The 14,776-nt window shown below is 67.2% G+C and carries 18 protein-coding genes; 12 read left to right on the top strand and 6 right to left on the bottom strand.

Annotated features, from left to right (window positions below; translation table 11 throughout):
* The first annotated feature begins 9 nt into the window (after positions 1–9).
* The 7 genes from fba to CK951_RS15875 all read left to right on the top strand — a co-directional run bounded on the left by fba (position 10) and on the right by CK951_RS15875 (position 6,787).
* Entirely contained in the window at positions 10–1,089 is a 1,080-nt protein-coding gene (gene fba, locus CK951_RS15905; protein WP_096787049.1) for a class II fructose-bisphosphate aldolase, read from the top strand.
* 15 nt (positions 1,090–1,104) lie between these two features.
* On the top strand, positions 1,105–2,565 hold the full coding sequence (locus CK951_RS15900; protein WP_096787048.1) for a form I ribulose bisphosphate carboxylase large subunit: 1,461 nt from the start codon (positions 1,105–1,107) through the stop codon (positions 2,563–2,565).
* Between the two features lie 12 nt (positions 2,566–2,577).
* Positions 2,578–2,967: a ribulose bisphosphate carboxylase small subunit gene (locus tag CK951_RS15895; protein WP_096787047.1), complete on the top strand. Its 390-nt coding sequence runs from the start codon at positions 2,578–2,580 to the stop codon at positions 2,965–2,967.
* A 162-nt stretch (positions 2,968–3,129) separates the two neighbouring features.
* Entirely contained in the window at positions 3,130–4,056 is a 927-nt protein-coding gene (gene cbbX, locus CK951_RS15890) for a CbbX protein (RefSeq protein ID WP_096787046.1), read from the top strand.
* On the top strand, positions 4,053–4,745 hold the full coding sequence (locus CK951_RS15885) for an HAD family hydrolase (protein WP_096787045.1): 693 nt from the start codon (positions 4,053–4,055) through the stop codon (positions 4,743–4,745). Before cbbX ends, CK951_RS15885 begins: the two co-directional genes overlap by 4 nt.
* Complete coding sequence (gene gph / locus CK951_RS15880; RefSeq protein ID WP_096787044.1) at positions 4,745–5,401, top strand: phosphoglycolate phosphatase; 657 nt, start codon at positions 4,745–4,747, stop codon at positions 5,399–5,401. The genes CK951_RS15885 and gph overlap by 1 nt, the downstream gene beginning before the upstream one ends.
* Positions 5,402–5,536: 135 nt before the next feature.
* Complete coding sequence (locus CK951_RS15875; RefSeq protein WP_096787043.1) at positions 5,537–6,787, top strand: AGE family epimerase/isomerase; 1,251 nt, start codon at positions 5,537–5,539, stop codon at positions 6,785–6,787.
* 296 nt (positions 6,788–7,083) lie between these two features.
* Here CK951_RS15875 and CK951_RS15870 read toward each other — a convergent pair whose 3' ends face one another.
* Both CK951_RS15870 and CK951_RS15865 read right to left on the bottom strand, forming a co-directional pair.
* Complete coding sequence (locus CK951_RS15870; RefSeq protein ID WP_096787042.1) at positions 7,084–7,578, bottom strand: hypothetical protein; 495 nt, start codon at positions 7,576–7,578, stop codon at positions 7,084–7,086.
* Between the two features lie 99 nt (positions 7,579–7,677).
* Positions 7,678–8,355: a Crp/Fnr family transcriptional regulator gene (locus CK951_RS15865; protein ID WP_232520642.1), complete on the bottom strand. Its 678-nt coding sequence runs from the start codon at positions 8,353–8,355 to the stop codon at positions 7,678–7,680.
* A 146-nt stretch (positions 8,356–8,501) separates the two neighbouring features.
* On the opposite strand from CK951_RS15865, the gene CK951_RS15860 reads away from it, so the two are divergent.
* Entirely contained in the window at positions 8,502–8,861 is a 360-nt protein-coding gene (locus CK951_RS15860) for a hypothetical protein (RefSeq protein ID WP_096787041.1), read from the top strand.
* Positions 8,862–8,869: 8 nt separating this feature from the next.
* Here the strand turns inward: CK951_RS15860 and CK951_RS15855 are convergent, their stop codons facing one another.
* A complete protein-coding gene (locus tag CK951_RS15855; RefSeq protein WP_096787040.1) occupies positions 8,870–9,679 on the bottom strand; it encodes a response regulator in 810 nt (269 codons plus the stop codon).
* A gap of 101 nt (positions 9,680–9,780) precedes the next feature.
* Here CK951_RS15855 and CK951_RS15850 point away from each other — a divergent pair, with 101 nt between their 5' ends.
* The 4 genes from CK951_RS15850 to CK951_RS15835 all read left to right on the top strand — a co-directional run bounded on the left by CK951_RS15850 (position 9,781) and on the right by CK951_RS15835 (position 12,668).
* Positions 9,781–9,987: a NepR family anti-sigma factor gene (locus CK951_RS15850; protein ID WP_198402371.1), complete on the top strand. Its 207-nt coding sequence runs from the start codon at positions 9,781–9,783 to the stop codon at positions 9,985–9,987.
* Positions 9,984–10,568 carry an RNA polymerase sigma factor gene (locus tag CK951_RS15845; RefSeq protein WP_096787039.1) on the top strand — a complete coding sequence of 195 codons (585 nt, stop codon included), beginning with the start codon at positions 9,984–9,986 and terminating at the stop codon, positions 10,566–10,568. The genes CK951_RS15850 and CK951_RS15845 overlap by 4 nt, the downstream gene beginning before the upstream one ends.
* Positions 10,565–12,358 carry a sensor histidine kinase gene (locus CK951_RS15840; protein WP_096787038.1) on the top strand — a complete coding sequence of 598 codons (1,794 nt, stop codon included), beginning with the start codon at positions 10,565–10,567 and terminating at the stop codon, positions 12,356–12,358. The genes CK951_RS15845 and CK951_RS15840 overlap by 4 nt, the downstream gene beginning before the upstream one ends.
* Positions 12,359–12,470: 112 nt before the next feature.
* On the top strand, positions 12,471–12,668 hold the full coding sequence (locus tag CK951_RS15835) for a CsbD family protein (protein ID WP_096787037.1): 198 nt from the start codon (positions 12,471–12,473) through the stop codon (positions 12,666–12,668).
* 87 nt (positions 12,669–12,755) lie between these two features.
* Here CK951_RS15835 and CK951_RS15830 read toward each other — a convergent pair whose 3' ends face one another.
* From CK951_RS15830 to CK951_RS15820, 3 genes are all read right to left on the bottom strand, one after another.
* Complete coding sequence (locus CK951_RS15830) at positions 12,756–13,214, bottom strand: PA2169 family four-helix-bundle protein (RefSeq protein WP_096787036.1); 459 nt, start codon at positions 13,212–13,214, stop codon at positions 12,756–12,758.
* A gap of 44 nt (positions 13,215–13,258) precedes the next feature.
* Positions 13,259–13,462, bottom strand: coding sequence for a PLD nuclease N-terminal domain-containing protein (locus CK951_RS15825; protein WP_096787035.1), 204 nt, complete (start codon positions 13,460–13,462; stop codon positions 13,259–13,261).
* A 78-nt stretch (positions 13,463–13,540) separates the two neighbouring features.
* Positions 13,541–14,479: an alpha/beta fold hydrolase gene (locus tag CK951_RS15820; RefSeq protein WP_096787034.1), complete on the bottom strand. Its 939-nt coding sequence runs from the start codon at positions 14,477–14,479 to the stop codon at positions 13,541–13,543.
* Positions 14,480–14,776: the final 297 nt, after the last annotated feature.

The following is a 14,776-nucleotide window of genomic DNA, read 5'->3' as shown; positions in this document are numbered from 1 at the left end:
AGGAGATACATGGCCCTTATCACCCTCAGACAGCTGCTCGACCATGCCGCAGAGCACGGCTATGGCGTGCCCGCGTTCAACATCAACAACATGGAACAGGGGCTCGCCATCATGGCGGCCGCCAAGGCCTGCGACGCGCCGGTGATCCTTCAGGCCTCGCGCGGCGCCCGCAGCTATGCCGGCGACATCATGCTGCGCCACATGGTCGAGGCGCTGGCCGAGATGAACCCGACGATCCCGGTCTGCCTGCACCAGGATCACGGCAACAACGAGGCTACCTGTCTGTCGGCGATCCGCCACGGCTTCACCTCGGTGATGATGGACGGCTCGCTGAAGGCCGACATGAAGACCGTCGCCTCCTACGAGTACAACGTCGACATCACCCGCCGCGTCTCGGACTGCGCGCACTGGGTCGGCGCCTCGGTCGAGGGCGAACTGGGCGTGCTGGGCAGCCTCGAAAAGGGCGAAGCCGAGGCCGAGGACGGCTCGGGCGCAGAGGGCAAACTCGATCACAGCCAGATGCTGACCGATCCCGACCAGGCGGTCGATTTCGTGATGGCCACGAAGGTCGACGCGCTGGCGATCGCGATGGGCACCAGCCATGGCGCCTACAAGTTCAGCCGCAAGCCCGATGGCGAGATCCTCGCGATGAGCGTCATCGAGGAGATCCACAAGCGCCTGCCCTCGACGCACCTCGTGATGCACGGCTCGTCCTCGGTGCCGCAGGAGCTGCAGGACCTGATCAACAAGTACGGCGGGCAGATGCCGCAGACCTACGGCGTGCCGGTCGAGGAAATCGAACGCGGCATCAAGCATGGCGTGCGCAAGGTGAACATCGACACCGACTGCCGCATGGCGCTGACCGGCCAGTTCCGCAAGGTCGCGATGGAGAACCCGAAGGAGTTCGACCCGCGCAAGTTCCTCATCCCCGCGATGAAGGAGATGGAAACCCTCGTCCGCGACCGCTTCGAGCGGTTCGGCACCGCGGGGCACGCCTCGAAGATCACCGTCATCCCGCTGGATGACATGGCCAAGCGCTACGCGAGCGGCGCGCTTGATCCGGCGGTCGCCACCGCCAAAGCCGCCTGACAGGGAGGAACGGACATGGACAACAAGTCGACCGAGATCAAGGGCAAGGAACGCTACAAGGCGGGCGTGCTGAAATACGCCCAGATGGGCTACTGGGATGGCGACTACGAGCCGAAGGACACCGACGTCCTCGCGCTGTTCCGCATCACCCCGCAGGAGGGCGTGGACCCGGTCGAGGCCGCCGCGGCCGTCGCGGGCGAAAGCTCGACCGCGACCTGGACCGTGGTATGGACCGACCGCCTGACCGCCTGCGACAGCTACCGCGCCAAGGCCTACAAGGTGGAACCCGTGCCGGGCACGCCGGGGCAGTATTTCTGCTGGGTGGCCTATGACCTGATCCTGTTCGAGGAAGGCTCGATCGCCAACCTGACGGCTTCGATCATCGGCAACGTGTTCTCGTTCAAGCCGCTGAAGGCCGCGCGTCTGGAAGACATGCGCTTCCCGGTCGCCTACGTGAAGACCTACAAGGGTCCGCCGACCGGCATCATCGTCGAGCGCGAACGTCTGGACAAGTTCGGCAAGCCCCTTCTGGGCGCAACGACCAAGCCGAAGCTGGGCCTGTCCGGCAAGAACTATGGCCGGGTGGTCTATGAGGGCCTGAAGGGCGGGCTCGACTTCATGAAGGATGACGAGAACATCAACTCGCAGCCCTTCATGCACTGGCGCGACCGGTTCCTCTACGTGATGGAGGCCGTGAACCTTGCCGCCGCCCAGACGGGCGAGGTGAAGGGCCACTACCTCAACATCACCGCCGGCACGATGGAAGAGATGTATCGTCGGGCGGAGTTCGCCAAGCAGCTCGGCTCGGTCATCGTCATGGTCGACCTGATCGTCGGCTGGACCGCGATCCAGTCGATCAGCGAGTGGTGCCGCCAGAACGACATGCTGCTGCACATGCACCGCGCAGGCCACGGCACCTATACCCGCCAGAAGAACCACGGCGTCAGCTTCCGCGTCATCGCGAAGTGGCTGCGTCTCGCCGGCGTCGACCACCTGCACGCGGGCACTGCGGTCGGCAAGCTGGAAGGCGACCCGATGACGGTGCAGGGCTATTACAACGTCCTGCGCGAGTCGAAGAACGAGGTCGACCTGCAGCGCGGCATCTTCTTCGAGCAGGACTGGGCGGACATGCGCAAGGTCATGCCGGTCGCCTCGGGCGGCATCCACGCCGGCCAGATGCACCAGCTGCTGAGCCTGTTCGGCGATGACGTGGTGCTGCAGTTCGGCGGCGGCACCATCGGCCACCCGATGGGTATCCAGGCGGGCGCGACCGCGAACCGCGTGGCGCTGGAAGCCATGGTTCTGGCGCGCAACGAGGGCCGCAACATCGACGTGGAAGGGCCGGAGATCCTCCGCGCCGCCGCCAAGTGGTGCAAGCCGCTGGAAGCTGCCCTCGATACCTGGGGCAACATCACCTTCAACTACACCTCCACCGACACGTCGGACTTCGTGCCGACCGCCTCGGTCGCGATGTAAGGAGCAACGGACATGCGCATCACCCAAGGCTGCTTCTCGTTCCTGCCCGACCTCACGGACGCGCAGATCACGGCGCAGGTGGAATACTGCCTCGGCCGCGGCTGGGCCGTGAGCCTCGAATACACCGACAACCCGCATCCCCGGAACACCTACTGGGAGATGTGGGGCATGCCGATGTTCGACCTCCGCGACGCGAAGGGCGTGATGATGGAACTCGACGAATGCCGGAAGGCTTTCCCCGAGCACTACATCCGCATCAACGCCTTCGACTCGACCCGCGGCTTCGAGACCGTGACGATGAGCTTCATCGTCAACCGTCCGAAGGAAGAGCCGCGGATCGCCATGCAGCGCACCGAGGTGGACGGACGCTCGATCCGTTACACCCACACCGTCGTCCGCTGATCCTATCCTCCCTGCGGATCGGTGGACGGAGTCCGGGGGGCCGATTGCCCCCCGGGTTCCATACAAGCGCGGCGCTCCGGGAATGCCTGCGACAAAAGGTTTGCCTCGTCCCTGCCGCCCCGCGTTCTAATTCGGAATGAAACAGACAGTCCGGGGTTCGAGATGAACGACGAAGTGGCCGCTCCCACCAGCATCGACCTTCGCGCGGAATACGAAGGCTCGGGTGCCAAGGAGGTCCTGGAGGAACTCGACCGCGAACTGATCGGCCTGAAGCCCGTGAAGGACCGGATCCGCGAGACGGCGGCACTGCTGCTGGTCGAACGCGCGCGGCAGAAGCTTGGCCTCGCCCACGAGACGCCGACGCTGCACATGAGCTTTACCGGCAATCCCGGGACCGGCAAGACCACCGTGGCGCTGAAGATGGCGGGGCTGCTGCACCGGCTGGGCTATGTGCGAAAGGGCCATCTGGTCTCGGTCACCCGTGACGACCTGGTGGGGCAATACATCGGCCACACTGCGCCCAAGACCAAGGAAGTCCTGAAGCGCGCCATGGGGGGCGTCCTCTTCATCGACGAGGCCTATTACCTCTATCGCCCCGACAACGAGCGTGACTATGGCCAGGAGGCCATCGAGATCCTGCTGCAGGTGATGGAGAACAACCGCGACGACCTGGTGGTGATCCTTGCCGGCTACGCCGACCGGATGGAGAATTTCTTCCAGTCGAACCCGGGTTTCCGCTCGCGCATCGCGCATCACATCGAATTCCCCGATTATTCCGACGAGGAACTGTTCCGGATCGCGGACCACATGCTGTCCGACCAGAGCTATCGGCTGACCGATGCGGCGAAGGCCGCGCTGCAGGAATACATCGGGCTGCGCCGGCTTCAGCCGCATTTCGCCAATGCCCGCTCGATCCGCAACGCGCTCGATCGCGCGCGGCTGCGGCAGGCGAACCGGCTGTTCACATCCTCGAGCGGCCCGCTCGACGCAGCCGCCCTGTCCACCATCGACGAGGAGGACATCCGCGCCAGCCGCGTGTTCAAGGGCGGGCTCGATAGCGAGCGGCGGGCGGCGGCGGGCGCCAAATGATCAAGGCCATCATCTTCGACGTGGACGGCACGCTGGCGGAGACCGAGGAACTGCACCGCCGGGCCTTCAACGAGACCTTCGCCGCCATCGGCGTGGACTGGTACTGGGACCGCGACGACTATCGCGACCTGCTGACCACGACCGGCGGCAAGGAGCGGATCGCCCGCTTCCTGCGCCACCAGAAGGGCGATCCCGCGCCCATGCCCGTGGCCGATATCCACCGCGCCAAGACCGAGCGCTTCGTGGCCCTGATGGCCGAGGGCGAGATTGGCCTTCGCCCGGGCATTGGCGCCCTGATCGACGAGGCCCGCCGGGCCAGCGTCCGGCTTGCCATCGCCACCACGACCAGCCTGCCGAATGTCGAGGCGCTCTGCCGGGCGTGCTTCGGTGCGGCGGCCTCGGACATCTTCGAGGTCATTGCCGCCGGCGACATGGTGGCCGAGAAGAAGCCTTCGCCGCAGGTCTACCACCTTGCGCTGCGCGAGCTTGGCCTTTCGCCGGATCGTGCGGTGGCGCTGGAGGATTCGCTGAACGGGCTTCGCGCTGCAAAGGCGGCGGGGCTGCGCTGCATCGTCTCGCCGGGCTTCTACACCCGGCGCGAGGAATTCGCAGGCGCCGACCGGCTGGTCGGCTGCTTCTCGCAGCTGGGCGGTCTGGCCGGGCTCGAGGATCTGGTGGCGGTGGACTGATGCCCGGTGTGGTGTTCGACCTCGACGGTACGCTGATCCATTCGGCGCCCGACATTCACGCGGCGGTCAACAGGACGCTGGCGGAAGAGGGGGCCGAGCCACTGTCGCTGGCGCAGGTCACGGGCTTCATCGGCAATGGTGTGGGCGTGCTGATCCAGCGCGTGATGGCAGCGCGCGGCGAGGCGCCCGACGGGCATCGGCACGCCGACCTGCAGGCCCGCTTCATGCGGCACTACGAGACGGACCCGGCCAGCCTGACCACGGTTTATCCCGGAGCGGAGGCCGCCCTGCGCCACCTGCACGCCGACGGTTGGCGGATCGCGCTCTGCACCAACAAGCCGGTCGCTGCCTCGCGGCAGATCCTGCGGCACTTCGACGTGCTGGACCTGTTCGACGAGGTGATCGGGGGCGACAGTCTCCCCCAGCGGAAGCCCGACCCGGCGCCGCTTCGCGCCGCAGCGGCGGCACTTGGCGAGGCGGTGACGCTCTATGTCGGCGACAGCGAAGTGGACGCCGCCACCGCCGAGGCAGCCGGCCTGCGCTTTGCCCTGTTCACCGAGGGCTATCGCCACGCCCCCGTGCACGACCTGCCGCACCACGGGCTGTTCAGCCACCACGACGAGTTGCCGGACCTGCTGCGCCATCTGCTCGCCTGACAGGCGTCACGGCCGGCCCGAGAGGCTCGGCGGCGCGTCCGGACGCATGGCCTGCGGCCGCCCGAGCAGTGGCGCCATCCGCTGGCCTGATCCCCTGCCCCGGCCTATCTTCCTTCCAGGAAAAGGGAGGAGATCATGGGCTGGATCGCAAGCGGCGGGCCGGACTGGGTGCAGCGGCCGGTGCATCGGATGTGGCTTCTGGATCAGACGCGCGGGCTGTTCGACTTCTTCCGCCCCGCCCTGAACCCCGAAGGCGGGTTTCACGCGCTGGATCTGCAGGGTCGCCCCCTGGGCGGAAAGGCCGGGGCGCTGCGGCAGATCCACGACACCGCCCGCATGGTCCATTGCTACGGGCTGGCACAGGAACTCGGCCTGCCCGGGGCCGACCGGATGATCGACCACGGGATGCAGACGCTGTGGTCCCGCCACCGCGACCCGCGGCACGGCGGCTACATCTGGAGCTTCGACGACGACGGCCCGGTCAATGCGACGAAACAGGCCTATGGCCATGCCTTCGTGCTGCTCGCCGCCGCCTCGGCCAGGGTCGCGGGCCACCCCGACGCAGACCGCCTGCTGGCCGACGTGACCGAGGTGCTGCACACGCGCTTCTGGGATGCCGCGGCCGGCGCCTCGCGCGAGGAATTCACCGAGGACTGGAAGCCGCTCGGCCCCTATCGGGGGCAGAATTCCAACATGCACCTGACCGAGGCGCTGATGGCGGCCTACGAGGCGACGGGCGACATGACCTGCCTCACCATGGCCGAGCGGATCGCCAGCCTGATCATCGACCGCCACGCCCGGGCCGAGGGCTGGCGCGTGCCCGAGCATTTTCATGACGACTGGCAGGTGGATCGCGACCATGCGGGCGATCCGATGTTCCGCCCCTCGGGCACCACGCCCGGCCATGCGCTGGAATGGAGCCGGCTTCTGGTGCAGTTGTGGCAGCTGGGCGGGCAGACGCAGGTCTGGATGCAGGAGGCTGCCGAGGCGCTGTTCCTGCACACCGTCGCCATCGGGTGGGACCAGCGGCGCGGCGGTTTCTACTACACCCTGCACTGGAGCGACCGGCCGGACCGCGAGGACCGGTTCTGGTGGCCCTGCGCCGAAGGGATCGCCGCCGCCTATGTCCTGCGGCAGATGGGCGGAGACCAGCGCTTCGAAGACTGGTATCGGCGGATCTGGGACTTCGTCGCCCTCCGCTTCATCGATCCGGTGCATGGCGGCTGGTTCGCCGAACTCGACCCCGAGCTTCGGCCGGTGGAACGCGTCTTCCGCGGCAAGCCCGACCTCTACCATGCCGTGCAGGCCTGCCTCATCCCGCTGGTCCCGGCGAACGGCAGCGTGACGCGCGGGCTGCGCGGTGGCCTGACGCTGCCGAGCACCTGAGCGGGCGGAGCGAAATTTTCTGCGGGGGCGGGGGAACTTCGGCCGGCCCGGCAGGTTTATCCGGCAATCCCGTGGCTGGCGCTTTTCCCCGACGCCTTGCCCTGAACGGCCGCGGGCCGAGCGCCGCCAGCAGGGCCATCCCTCCCCTGCCGGCGGCGCGCCTTTTTCCCGATCCCTCCCGACACCGCCGCTCGCGCAGCCCTTTCCCGGGCAACGCATGCGCAATGCCGCAGGTGTCCCATGGAAAAAGGCGGCGCCGGAGCACCGCCTTCCCGAAGGTAACCGGTGCAGCGCCGTCAGTTGTCGATGCGCTCGACCACCGCGGTGGCGAAGGTGGCGACCATGGCCGAATAGACTTCGGCACTGGTGGGCGGGATCACCGTGATGTCGACGCCCGGCGGCAGCAGCGGCAGCGCCTGGTTCATCGTGACCGTCAGCTCGAAGGTCTTGAAGTTGGTGTTGTCCGTCAGGTCCACCACATTCACCGTGCCGGCCATGGTGCTCTCGGCCGTGCCCACCTGCGACTGGAAGTAGTTGGCCAGCGCGACCTCGCTCATGTCCACCTTGATGTCCATGCCCTCGTCGCCCAGCCGCCCCACGAGCTGCGCCGCGATGGCGGTCTCGAGGTCGGTATCGAGCGATTTCCAGTAGGCCGCCGCCTCGGGATTGGCGAGATCGGTCAGCGAGGTCTGCACGTCGATCGACTTGATCGTCGGCTCGGCCGCCAGCGCAAGCGCAGGCATGGTCAGGGCAGCGCCCAGCAGGGCGGCCACGAAAGTCTTGCCAGACATGGGTGTTAACTCCGCGATTTAAGGAGGGAGCCGCGCGGCTGGGGCCGCCGGTCCTGTGCAGGCAGAACGCCGCCCGGCATGAGTGGTTCCGCGAGGGACTCAGATCAGGGGACGAGGCCGCGGGCTGTCGCGGTCCACCAGCGCGACTTCCGCAAGGGCATCGGCGTCAAGCGACATCTGGCCGCCGCGCCAGTCGATCAGGCCGGCCCTGCCCAGCCGTCGAATCGTCTTGTTGGTATGGACGAGCGACAGGCCCAGCGCATCCGCAAGGTCCTGCTGGCGCCAGGGCATCGGCACGCGCCCGCGGTCCGCCATTCCCACGGCCGCCAGCCGATCGTGGATGCGAAGCAGGGCCCAGGCGATGCGCTGGGTCGCGTCGCGCTGGCCGAGCGAGGCGATCGTCTCGCCCAGGAAATGCTCCTGAACGGCCGCGATCCAGGTCAGGTCATAGGCCCGCTGGGGCTGCTCGCGGAACAGCAGCCACAGGTCCGACCGGTTGAAGACGCACAGCACCATGGCCGTGGTCGTTTCCACCGAATGGCGCATCTCGCCCACAAGCCCTGCCTGCAGACCGATGAAATCGCCCGGGAACAGGAAGTTGATCACCTGGCGCCGGCCATTCTCCAGCGAGGTGGTCCGCATGCCCAGTCCGCTGAGCACGGTGAACAGATGCGCGCTGCCCTGCCCCTCCTCAAGCAGGGCGACGCCGGGGCCGACGCTCAGCTCGCCGGTCTTGAAGCGCTCCATGAAGGCCAGCTCGCACGCGTCGAACGGCATGAACAGCGGCTTCGGGCGCAGCGGGCAGCGCCGGCAGGGAGTGACATCGGAGGCGGCACCGCTGGACATGTCGCAGTTTAATGCAGAGCGCCGCGGATGGGCGCATAGATGAACTTCATCATCATGCCGTGTGGGGTTAAGTCCAAGTGCATTCGTGCTATCTCGTCGCTCTGAAGCATGTGGTCATTGCGGAGGATGTCGCGCAGGCCATACGCGACCACGATCCGGCAGCCGACGTGATCCTCGGTCGCGACCCCCGGGCCATCCCCGAGGATCACGTTCCGCTCGTCGCCTTCCTCGGGCTGTCGCCTGCCGAGGCCGGGCGCCTGCCAGCCGTGCAGGATCTTCTGGCACGCGGAACCCGCCTCGTGCTGATCGGCGACGAGGCGGAGGATGCCGGCGAAGGAAGGTTCTGGTGGGTGCTGCCGCGCCCCTTCACCAGCGACGCGGTTCTGGCCCTGCTGGTCCGGGCTGCGGAAGAGCGCGGGAGCCAGGCAGCGGAGTGACCGCCGCCTCAGGCGCTGAGCGTCTCGGTCGACGAGAAGAACATCGCCTGACTGACGGCCGAGCGAACCTGATCCTCGGAATAGGGCTTGGTGATCAGGAAGGCCGGCTCGGGCCGCGTGCCCGTCAGCAGACGCTCGGGGAAGGCCGTGACGAAGATCACGGGGATGTCCTCGAACTGCTTCAGGATGTCGTTGACCGCGTCGATGCCCGAGGAGTTGTCGGCCAGCTGGATGTCGGCGAGGATCAGGTCCGGCCGCTCCTTCGAGGCGAGCGCCACGGCCTCGGTCCGGGTCCGGGCGATGCCGGTGACGCCGTGGCCCATCTCGCGGACGATGGCGACGATGTCCATGGCGATGATCGCCTCGTCCTCGATCACCATGATCCGTCCGGCCACGGAATTCGCCATCTCGCGCTGCGCGATGTCGATCAGCTCGGCCGCCTCGGAGGCATCGACCTGCATGATCGCGCCGATCTCGTCCTGCCGGAAGCCTTCGATGGCGTGCAGAAGCAGCGCCTCGCGCGTGTTGGGGGTCAGGCCCGCCATGTGATCCTGCGCGCGCCGCGACAGGCGGCTGTCCGGCTCGCCCAGCGGCGCCCCGGCACTGGCCCAGACGAGATGGAAGGCATGGAACAGGGCCACCTTGGGACTTTCGGCGACGTCGAAGATGTGTGTATCCTCCAGAATGGCTTCCAGGGTGGCGGCGGCGTAGCGATCGCCGGTCTCCTGACTGCCGGTCAGCGCGCGAGCGTAGCGACGCAGATACGGCAGGTTGCTCCCGATCACACTGGCGAGGTCGGGCGTCGTGTCGGAGGTCATATACAAGGTCCCCTGTCTCAACATTCTCGGGAACCGAACGCGACCCGAGGCGTTCGGTTCCCGGGATCGTTCCAACTTTTATCAAGGGCGTGACAGTTTCAATGGCGCAATCGACGGAACCGAAGGCATCGCCCGAGCGGGCGAAGGTCAACGTGAGGGACAAGGCGAAGGAGAAAGGCAGGAAAGCCATTCAGCAGCAGATCGATGAAAACCTCAGGCGCGTGTATGAGGAGGCCTTGGTGCAGGAAATTCCGGACAGGTTCGCCCAGTTGCTCGAGCAGTTGCGTCTGAAGGAAACCGAAGGATGAACCAGTCCGAGACCCCGCCGCCGGCGCACCGCGATCCCCGTGACGAGCTTCCCGAGCACCTCCCGGCGCTTCGCGCCTTTGCGATCAGCCTCACGCGGAACGTCGCCGTTGCGGACGACCTCGTGCAGGACACGATCGTGAAGGCCTGGACCAATTTCGACAAGTTCACCGAAGGGACGAACCTGAGGGCATGGCTTTTCACCATCCTGCGCAACACGTTCTATTCGGACAAGCGCAAGCATCGCCGCGAGGTGCCCGACCCCGAGGGCATTCATGCTGCGACGCTTTACGTGAAGCCCGCGCATGACGGATTTCTCGCCTTCTCGGACTTCAGCGCGGCCTTCGACCAGCTGTCGCCCGAACACCGCGAGGTGCTCATCCTCGTGGGCGCTTCCGGCTTTGCCTACGAGGATGCCGCGCAGATGATGGGCGTGGCGGTCGGCACCGTGAAGAGCCGCGCAAACCGCGCGAGGGCGCGGCTGGCCGAGTTGCTCGGGCTCGAGAAGGGTGAGGAGATCTTCTCGGGGGTGGATGGTCAGACCCTGGCCGTGATGTCGCGATCGGGGATGACCGCTGCATGATGCCCATTTTCGGAGGGCGGCCCCGCTTCGCGGACAGGATCGGCTCTAGATTGGCCTTCCTGCTCGCGATGGCGCTGCTCCCGCTGGGCGTGATCTCGGTCGTGCAGTCGCATGCCGTGCTGCGCGAGGCCGAGGCGCGGTCGGAAGCCGCGCTGACCGGCGAGACGATGCGCGCCTCGGACCACGCCGTCCGGCTGATCCAGCGCGGCCAGGGCGCGGCGGCGGCGCTGGCCGAGGTGGTGCGCCCGCTTCTTGCGGACACGGCCGCCTGCTCGGCCGCCTTGCGGGAAGTGGCCGCCGGGTCGCAGATCTATTCGGTGGTCGGCTTCCTGGAGAACGACCTGCGGATGAACTGCTCGTCGCTCGACGAGCCGATCGACCTGTCGGATACCGCGACGGCACAGGCGGCGATCAAGGCCGGCAAGCCGCTGCTGCAGGTGAGCCGGAAGGGACGCGTGTCCGGCACCTCGGTGGTGCTTGCGTCGCATCCGGTGCTGGATGACGATGGGCGGCAGCTTGGCGTTCTGGCCATCTCGCTGCTGCACAGTGCGCTGGCAAGCCCGCAGGCCGAGATATCGGGCGGCCGCCTGCCCGTTCTGATGACATTCAACGGCAACGGCGACGTGCTGACCTCCTCGGTCGGACTGGCGAACGCCGAGACGATGCTGCCACGCGATCGCGCGCTGAAGGCGCTGGCGGGCCACGACCGCAGCCTCGCCTTCACGGCCCTGACCCAGTCGGGCACCATGCGGGTGTTCTCGGTCGTGCCGATCATTCCCGAGACCCTCTACACGCTGGGCTCCTGGCCGGCCGGCAGCGAGACTGGCCTGTGGATCAGGGCGCTGCCGTCCTTCGCGCTGCCCTCGCTGATGTGGCTCGCCTGCCTGATCGTGACGTGGTTCGCGGCAGAGCACCTGATGACCCGGCACATCCGCAGCCTGCGCAGGGCGATCACCTCCTTCGCCAAGGGCAGCCGGGCGGTCGATACCCTGGACATCTCCACCGCCCCGCGCGAGATCCGGGAACTGGCCGAAGCCTTCGCCCGGATGACCGATACCATCCTGCACGACGAGGCCGAACTCGAGGACATGGTCCACCAGAAGGAAGTCCTGCTGCGCGAGGTGCACCACCGGGTGAAGAACAACCTCCAGCTCATCGCCTCGATCATGAACATGCAGATGCGGCAGGCCCGCACCCCCGAGGCCAAGGGGCTGATGAAGGGTCTGCAGGACCGCGTGATGAGTCTCGCCACCATTCACCGGGGACTTTACCAGACCACCGGTCTGACCGACATCCGGGCCGACGAGCTGCTGTCGGACATCGTGCGGCAGGTGGTCAATCTGGCGACCGGCCCGGGGCGGCGCATTTCGGTGCACACCGATTTTGGCGACATCCGGCTGACGCCCGACCAGGCGGTGCCGCTGGCCCTGCTGATGACCGAGGCGCTGACCAACGTCATGAAATACGCGGGCGCGCCGCAGGGGATGGTGCCCCGGCTCGACGTCTCGCTGACGCGCGACGGGGCGACCATGGCCGTGCTGGAAGTGAGCAACACGGTCGGCACGCAGCCCCCGTCGGCGGAGACTCTGGCCATGGGCACGGGCCTTGGCGCGCAGCTTCTGGCGGGCTTTGCGCAGCAGATCGGCGGCGAGGTGCGGATCGAGGAGACCGAAACCCTGCACATCCTGCGCGTCCGGTTCGAGATCCGGCCGCTTGCCGATGCCGAGGCGCGGAACGAAGCCGCGCAGGCGCCTGCCGACACCCCCGCGGCTGCGGCCGCAAGCGCCTGACCGCCTGCGGACCCTGCGTCACCGCGCGCTTCCGTGACCCGGCGCGAGGAACCAGCCCCCATCCCGGGACGTTTTCCCCGTGAGAAGGCCGTAGTTGTAAAGGAGCAAGTACATGAACTGGGATCAGATCGCAGGTCGTTGGAAGCAGTTCCAGGGTCAGGCCCGCGCCAAGTGGGGCGAGCTGACCGATGACGAGCTTGAGCAGGTCGCTGGCGACCGCGACCGCATGGTGGGCCTCATCCAGCAGAAGTACGGTGACAACAAGGCCGATGCCGAGCGCAAGGTCGATGACTGGATGCGCGGCCTCTGAGCCTGTCGGATGTCATGCGAAAGGCCCGCCACGGCGGGCCTTTCGTCATTCCGGACAGGGCCCACATCGGCTCGAAGAAGGTGGCGACTATCGCCCGGTCGCGGCGGCCTGGGTTTCGAACAGCAGCAGCGACAGCTCGCGCCGCATCGAGCGCAGCCGGGCCGTCACGTCGATGGGCTGCCCCGCCCCCAGCGCGTCGTCGAAGGCGTCGATGACATGCTGCTCGCCGTCCTGGATCTGGTCGAGGATGCTGCCGTCGATCCCGTTGATCATCGAGCGCAGCGAAACGACCGCCCGGTTCACCGTCGACATCAGGCTGCCGTCAACCTCCGGCTCGCGGCCGAAGCGCGCGATCATCGCTGCCAGTTCCTCGGCCTGCTCGCGATGGAGGTCACGGAACCGTTCGGCCACAGGCCGGAACTCGGGCTCTGCCCGGCCCACCATCGTCTCGAAGCCGGCGAGCACGTCAATGCTGCGCAGATGCAGCGTCTCGAGCGCCTTCAACGCCGCGGGCTCCGGCGCTCCATAGGACCGTATCCCCCTCATCCACTCGTCCTCCATCCGATCGAACGTGGCGGTCGGGGAGCGGGTCAGATCCCGCGCGAGGCGGAGCGCGGTCCGAAGATCAGCCACAGGATGAAGCCGACCACCGGCAACAGGATCACGATCAGCGCCCAGAGCACCTTGCTCCCCGTCGATGCGGAGGAGCCAAAGATGGATACCAGCGCCCAGAGATCCAGCGCAAGGATGATCAGGCCGCCGACGCCCCGAAGCTGAAACATATTCATTTCCATCTGCGCAAATCCTTCGCTCCTGCACCGTTCCACGAGCAGAACGCGCGGCCTCCGGCAGAGTTCCGGGGCGCAGGCGCGTCAGGTGCGCAGGAAGGCCACGACCGGCACGAGGGATTGTGCCGGGCGCTCCTCCTGCGGGACGTGGCCCATGTCCGGCAGAAGAACGGTATGCGCGTCCGGCAGCGCCCGGGCATAGGACTGGGCGTTCGCGACGGGAATGACCGCGTCCTCCTCGCCCCAGAGCAGCAGCGTGGGCGCCCTCACCCGGGCCAGCAGCGTCTCGGGCGGGACCAGCACGGTCTGGCGCATCCGCTCCATCAGCGCCTCGCGCACGCCGGGCGCGCGGATCAGGTCATAGTAGCGGCTGACGATCTGGTCGGTCATCACGCCGGGGTCGGCATAGGCCATGCCGAGCGACAGGCGCAGCAGCGGCTTCGGCAGCCAGAACCGCACCGCCTCGGCCAGCAGCGGAACCTCGGGCGCCTCGCCATAGGTGAAGCCCGGGCTCTCGTACCCGTCGGGCGACACCAGCACGAGCTTCCTCACGCGCTCGGGGTGGCTTGCGGCGAAGGTGAAGGCGATCCGGCCGCCGATCGAATTGCCCACCAGATCGGCCTGGTCCAGCCCCAGCCGGTCCATGATTGCCAGCACGATCCGGGTGACCCGCTCGTCCGAATAGTCGCCCGTGGCATCGGGCGGCGATAGGCCGAGCCCCGGCAGATCGAAGCTGATCACCCGCCGGTCCACCGCCAGCCGGTCCTGCCACGCCGCCCAGGTATGCAGGCTGGAGCCGAAGCCGTGGATCAGGATGACGGCCGGCGCCTCCCTCGGTCCGCGGTCGCGCATGTGGATGGTGGTGCCGGCGATGCTGACCAGATCGCCCGGACGCGCCAGATAGCGCGCCTCGAGCTCGGCCCGCGGCAGGTCCGGCGTCCAGAGCACCAGTCCCGCCCCGAGCACAACTGCCGCCATCAGGTTGCCGAGGAAGATCAGACGGAAGTGACGAAGCCTGTTCATGGACCACCACACGGAACCCGCCGACCCCCGCGCCGTTGCCCGAACGGCGCTCGAAGAATCGGCACACACCCCGATTCGGCGAGGTAGGTCGGAATCCATTCAGGTCAATGCTTCACGTTGTCGCGGGACGTTTTGTCGCTTCTTTCGTGGCAAGCCCTTGTGCCGCAACGCAGCATTCCAGCCTGTGCCTCATTTCAGGGCAGGTCAAGAACTTGATCCTGCTCAAAGGGATAATGCTGCGCCTGCATTACATCGTTTTCATGAAGCTGGAGTAGAGTTGATCCCCGGGGCACGGGA

The organism is Rhodobacter sp. CZR27, assembly GCF_002407205.1.
Lineage (GTDB): Bacteria > Pseudomonadota > Alphaproteobacteria > Rhodobacterales > Rhodobacteraceae > Cereibacter_A.
The sequence above is the reverse complement of the archived record's forward strand: the minus strand, read 5'-3'. Positions and strand labels throughout refer to the sequence as shown.

Coding starts and splice junctions, on each gene's coding strand:
- CK951_RS15865 (WP_232520642.1), bottom strand. CDS start 8,355: ATGCCGTTCGACGCGTGCGAGCTGGCCTTCATGGAGCGCTTCAAGACC.
- CK951_RS15825 (WP_096787035.1), bottom strand. CDS start 13,462: ATGGAAATGAATATGTTTCAGCTTCGGGGCGTCGGCGGCCTGATCATC.
- CK951_RS15820 (WP_096787034.1), bottom strand. CDS start 14,479: ATGAACAGGCTTCGTCACTTCCGTCTGATCTTCCTCGGCAACCTGATG.
- CK951_RS15875 (WP_096787043.1), top strand. CDS start 5,537: ATGGGCTGGATCGCAAGCGGCGGGCCGGACTGGGTGCAGCGGCCGGTG.
- CK951_RS15885 (WP_096787045.1), top strand. CDS start 4,053: ATGATCAAGGCCATCATCTTCGACGTGGACGGCACGCTGGCGGAGACC.
- CK951_RS15870 (WP_096787042.1), bottom strand. CDS start 7,578: ATGTCTGGCAAGACTTTCGTGGCCGCCCTGCTGGGCGCTGCCCTGACC.
- gph (WP_096787044.1), top strand. CDS start 4,745: ATGCCCGGTGTGGTGTTCGACCTCGACGGTACGCTGATCCATTCGGCG.
- cbbX (WP_096787046.1), top strand. CDS start 3,130: ATGAACGACGAAGTGGCCGCTCCCACCAGCATCGACCTTCGCGCGGAA.
- CK951_RS15835 (WP_096787037.1), top strand. CDS start 12,471: ATGAACTGGGATCAGATCGCAGGTCGTTGGAAGCAGTTCCAGGGTCAG.
- CK951_RS15900 (WP_096787048.1), top strand. CDS start 1,105: ATGGACAACAAGTCGACCGAGATCAAGGGCAAGGAACGCTACAAGGCG.
- CK951_RS15840 (WP_096787038.1), top strand. CDS start 10,565: ATGATGCCCATTTTCGGAGGGCGGCCCCGCTTCGCGGACAGGATCGGC.
- CK951_RS15850 (WP_198402371.1), top strand. CDS start 9,781: ATGGCGCAATCGACGGAACCGAAGGCATCGCCCGAGCGGGCGAAGGTC.
- CK951_RS15855 (WP_096787040.1), bottom strand. CDS start 9,679: ATGACCTCCGACACGACGCCCGACCTCGCCAGTGTGATCGGGAGCAAC.
- CK951_RS15845 (WP_096787039.1), top strand. CDS start 9,984: ATGAACCAGTCCGAGACCCCGCCGCCGGCGCACCGCGATCCCCGTGAC.
- CK951_RS15895 (WP_096787047.1), top strand. CDS start 2,578: ATGCGCATCACCCAAGGCTGCTTCTCGTTCCTGCCCGACCTCACGGAC.
- fba (WP_096787049.1), top strand. CDS start 10: ATGGCCCTTATCACCCTCAGACAGCTGCTCGACCATGCCGCAGAGCAC.
- CK951_RS15830 (WP_096787036.1), bottom strand. CDS start 13,214: ATGAGGGGGATACGGTCCTATGGAGCGCCGGAGCCCGCGGCGTTGAAG.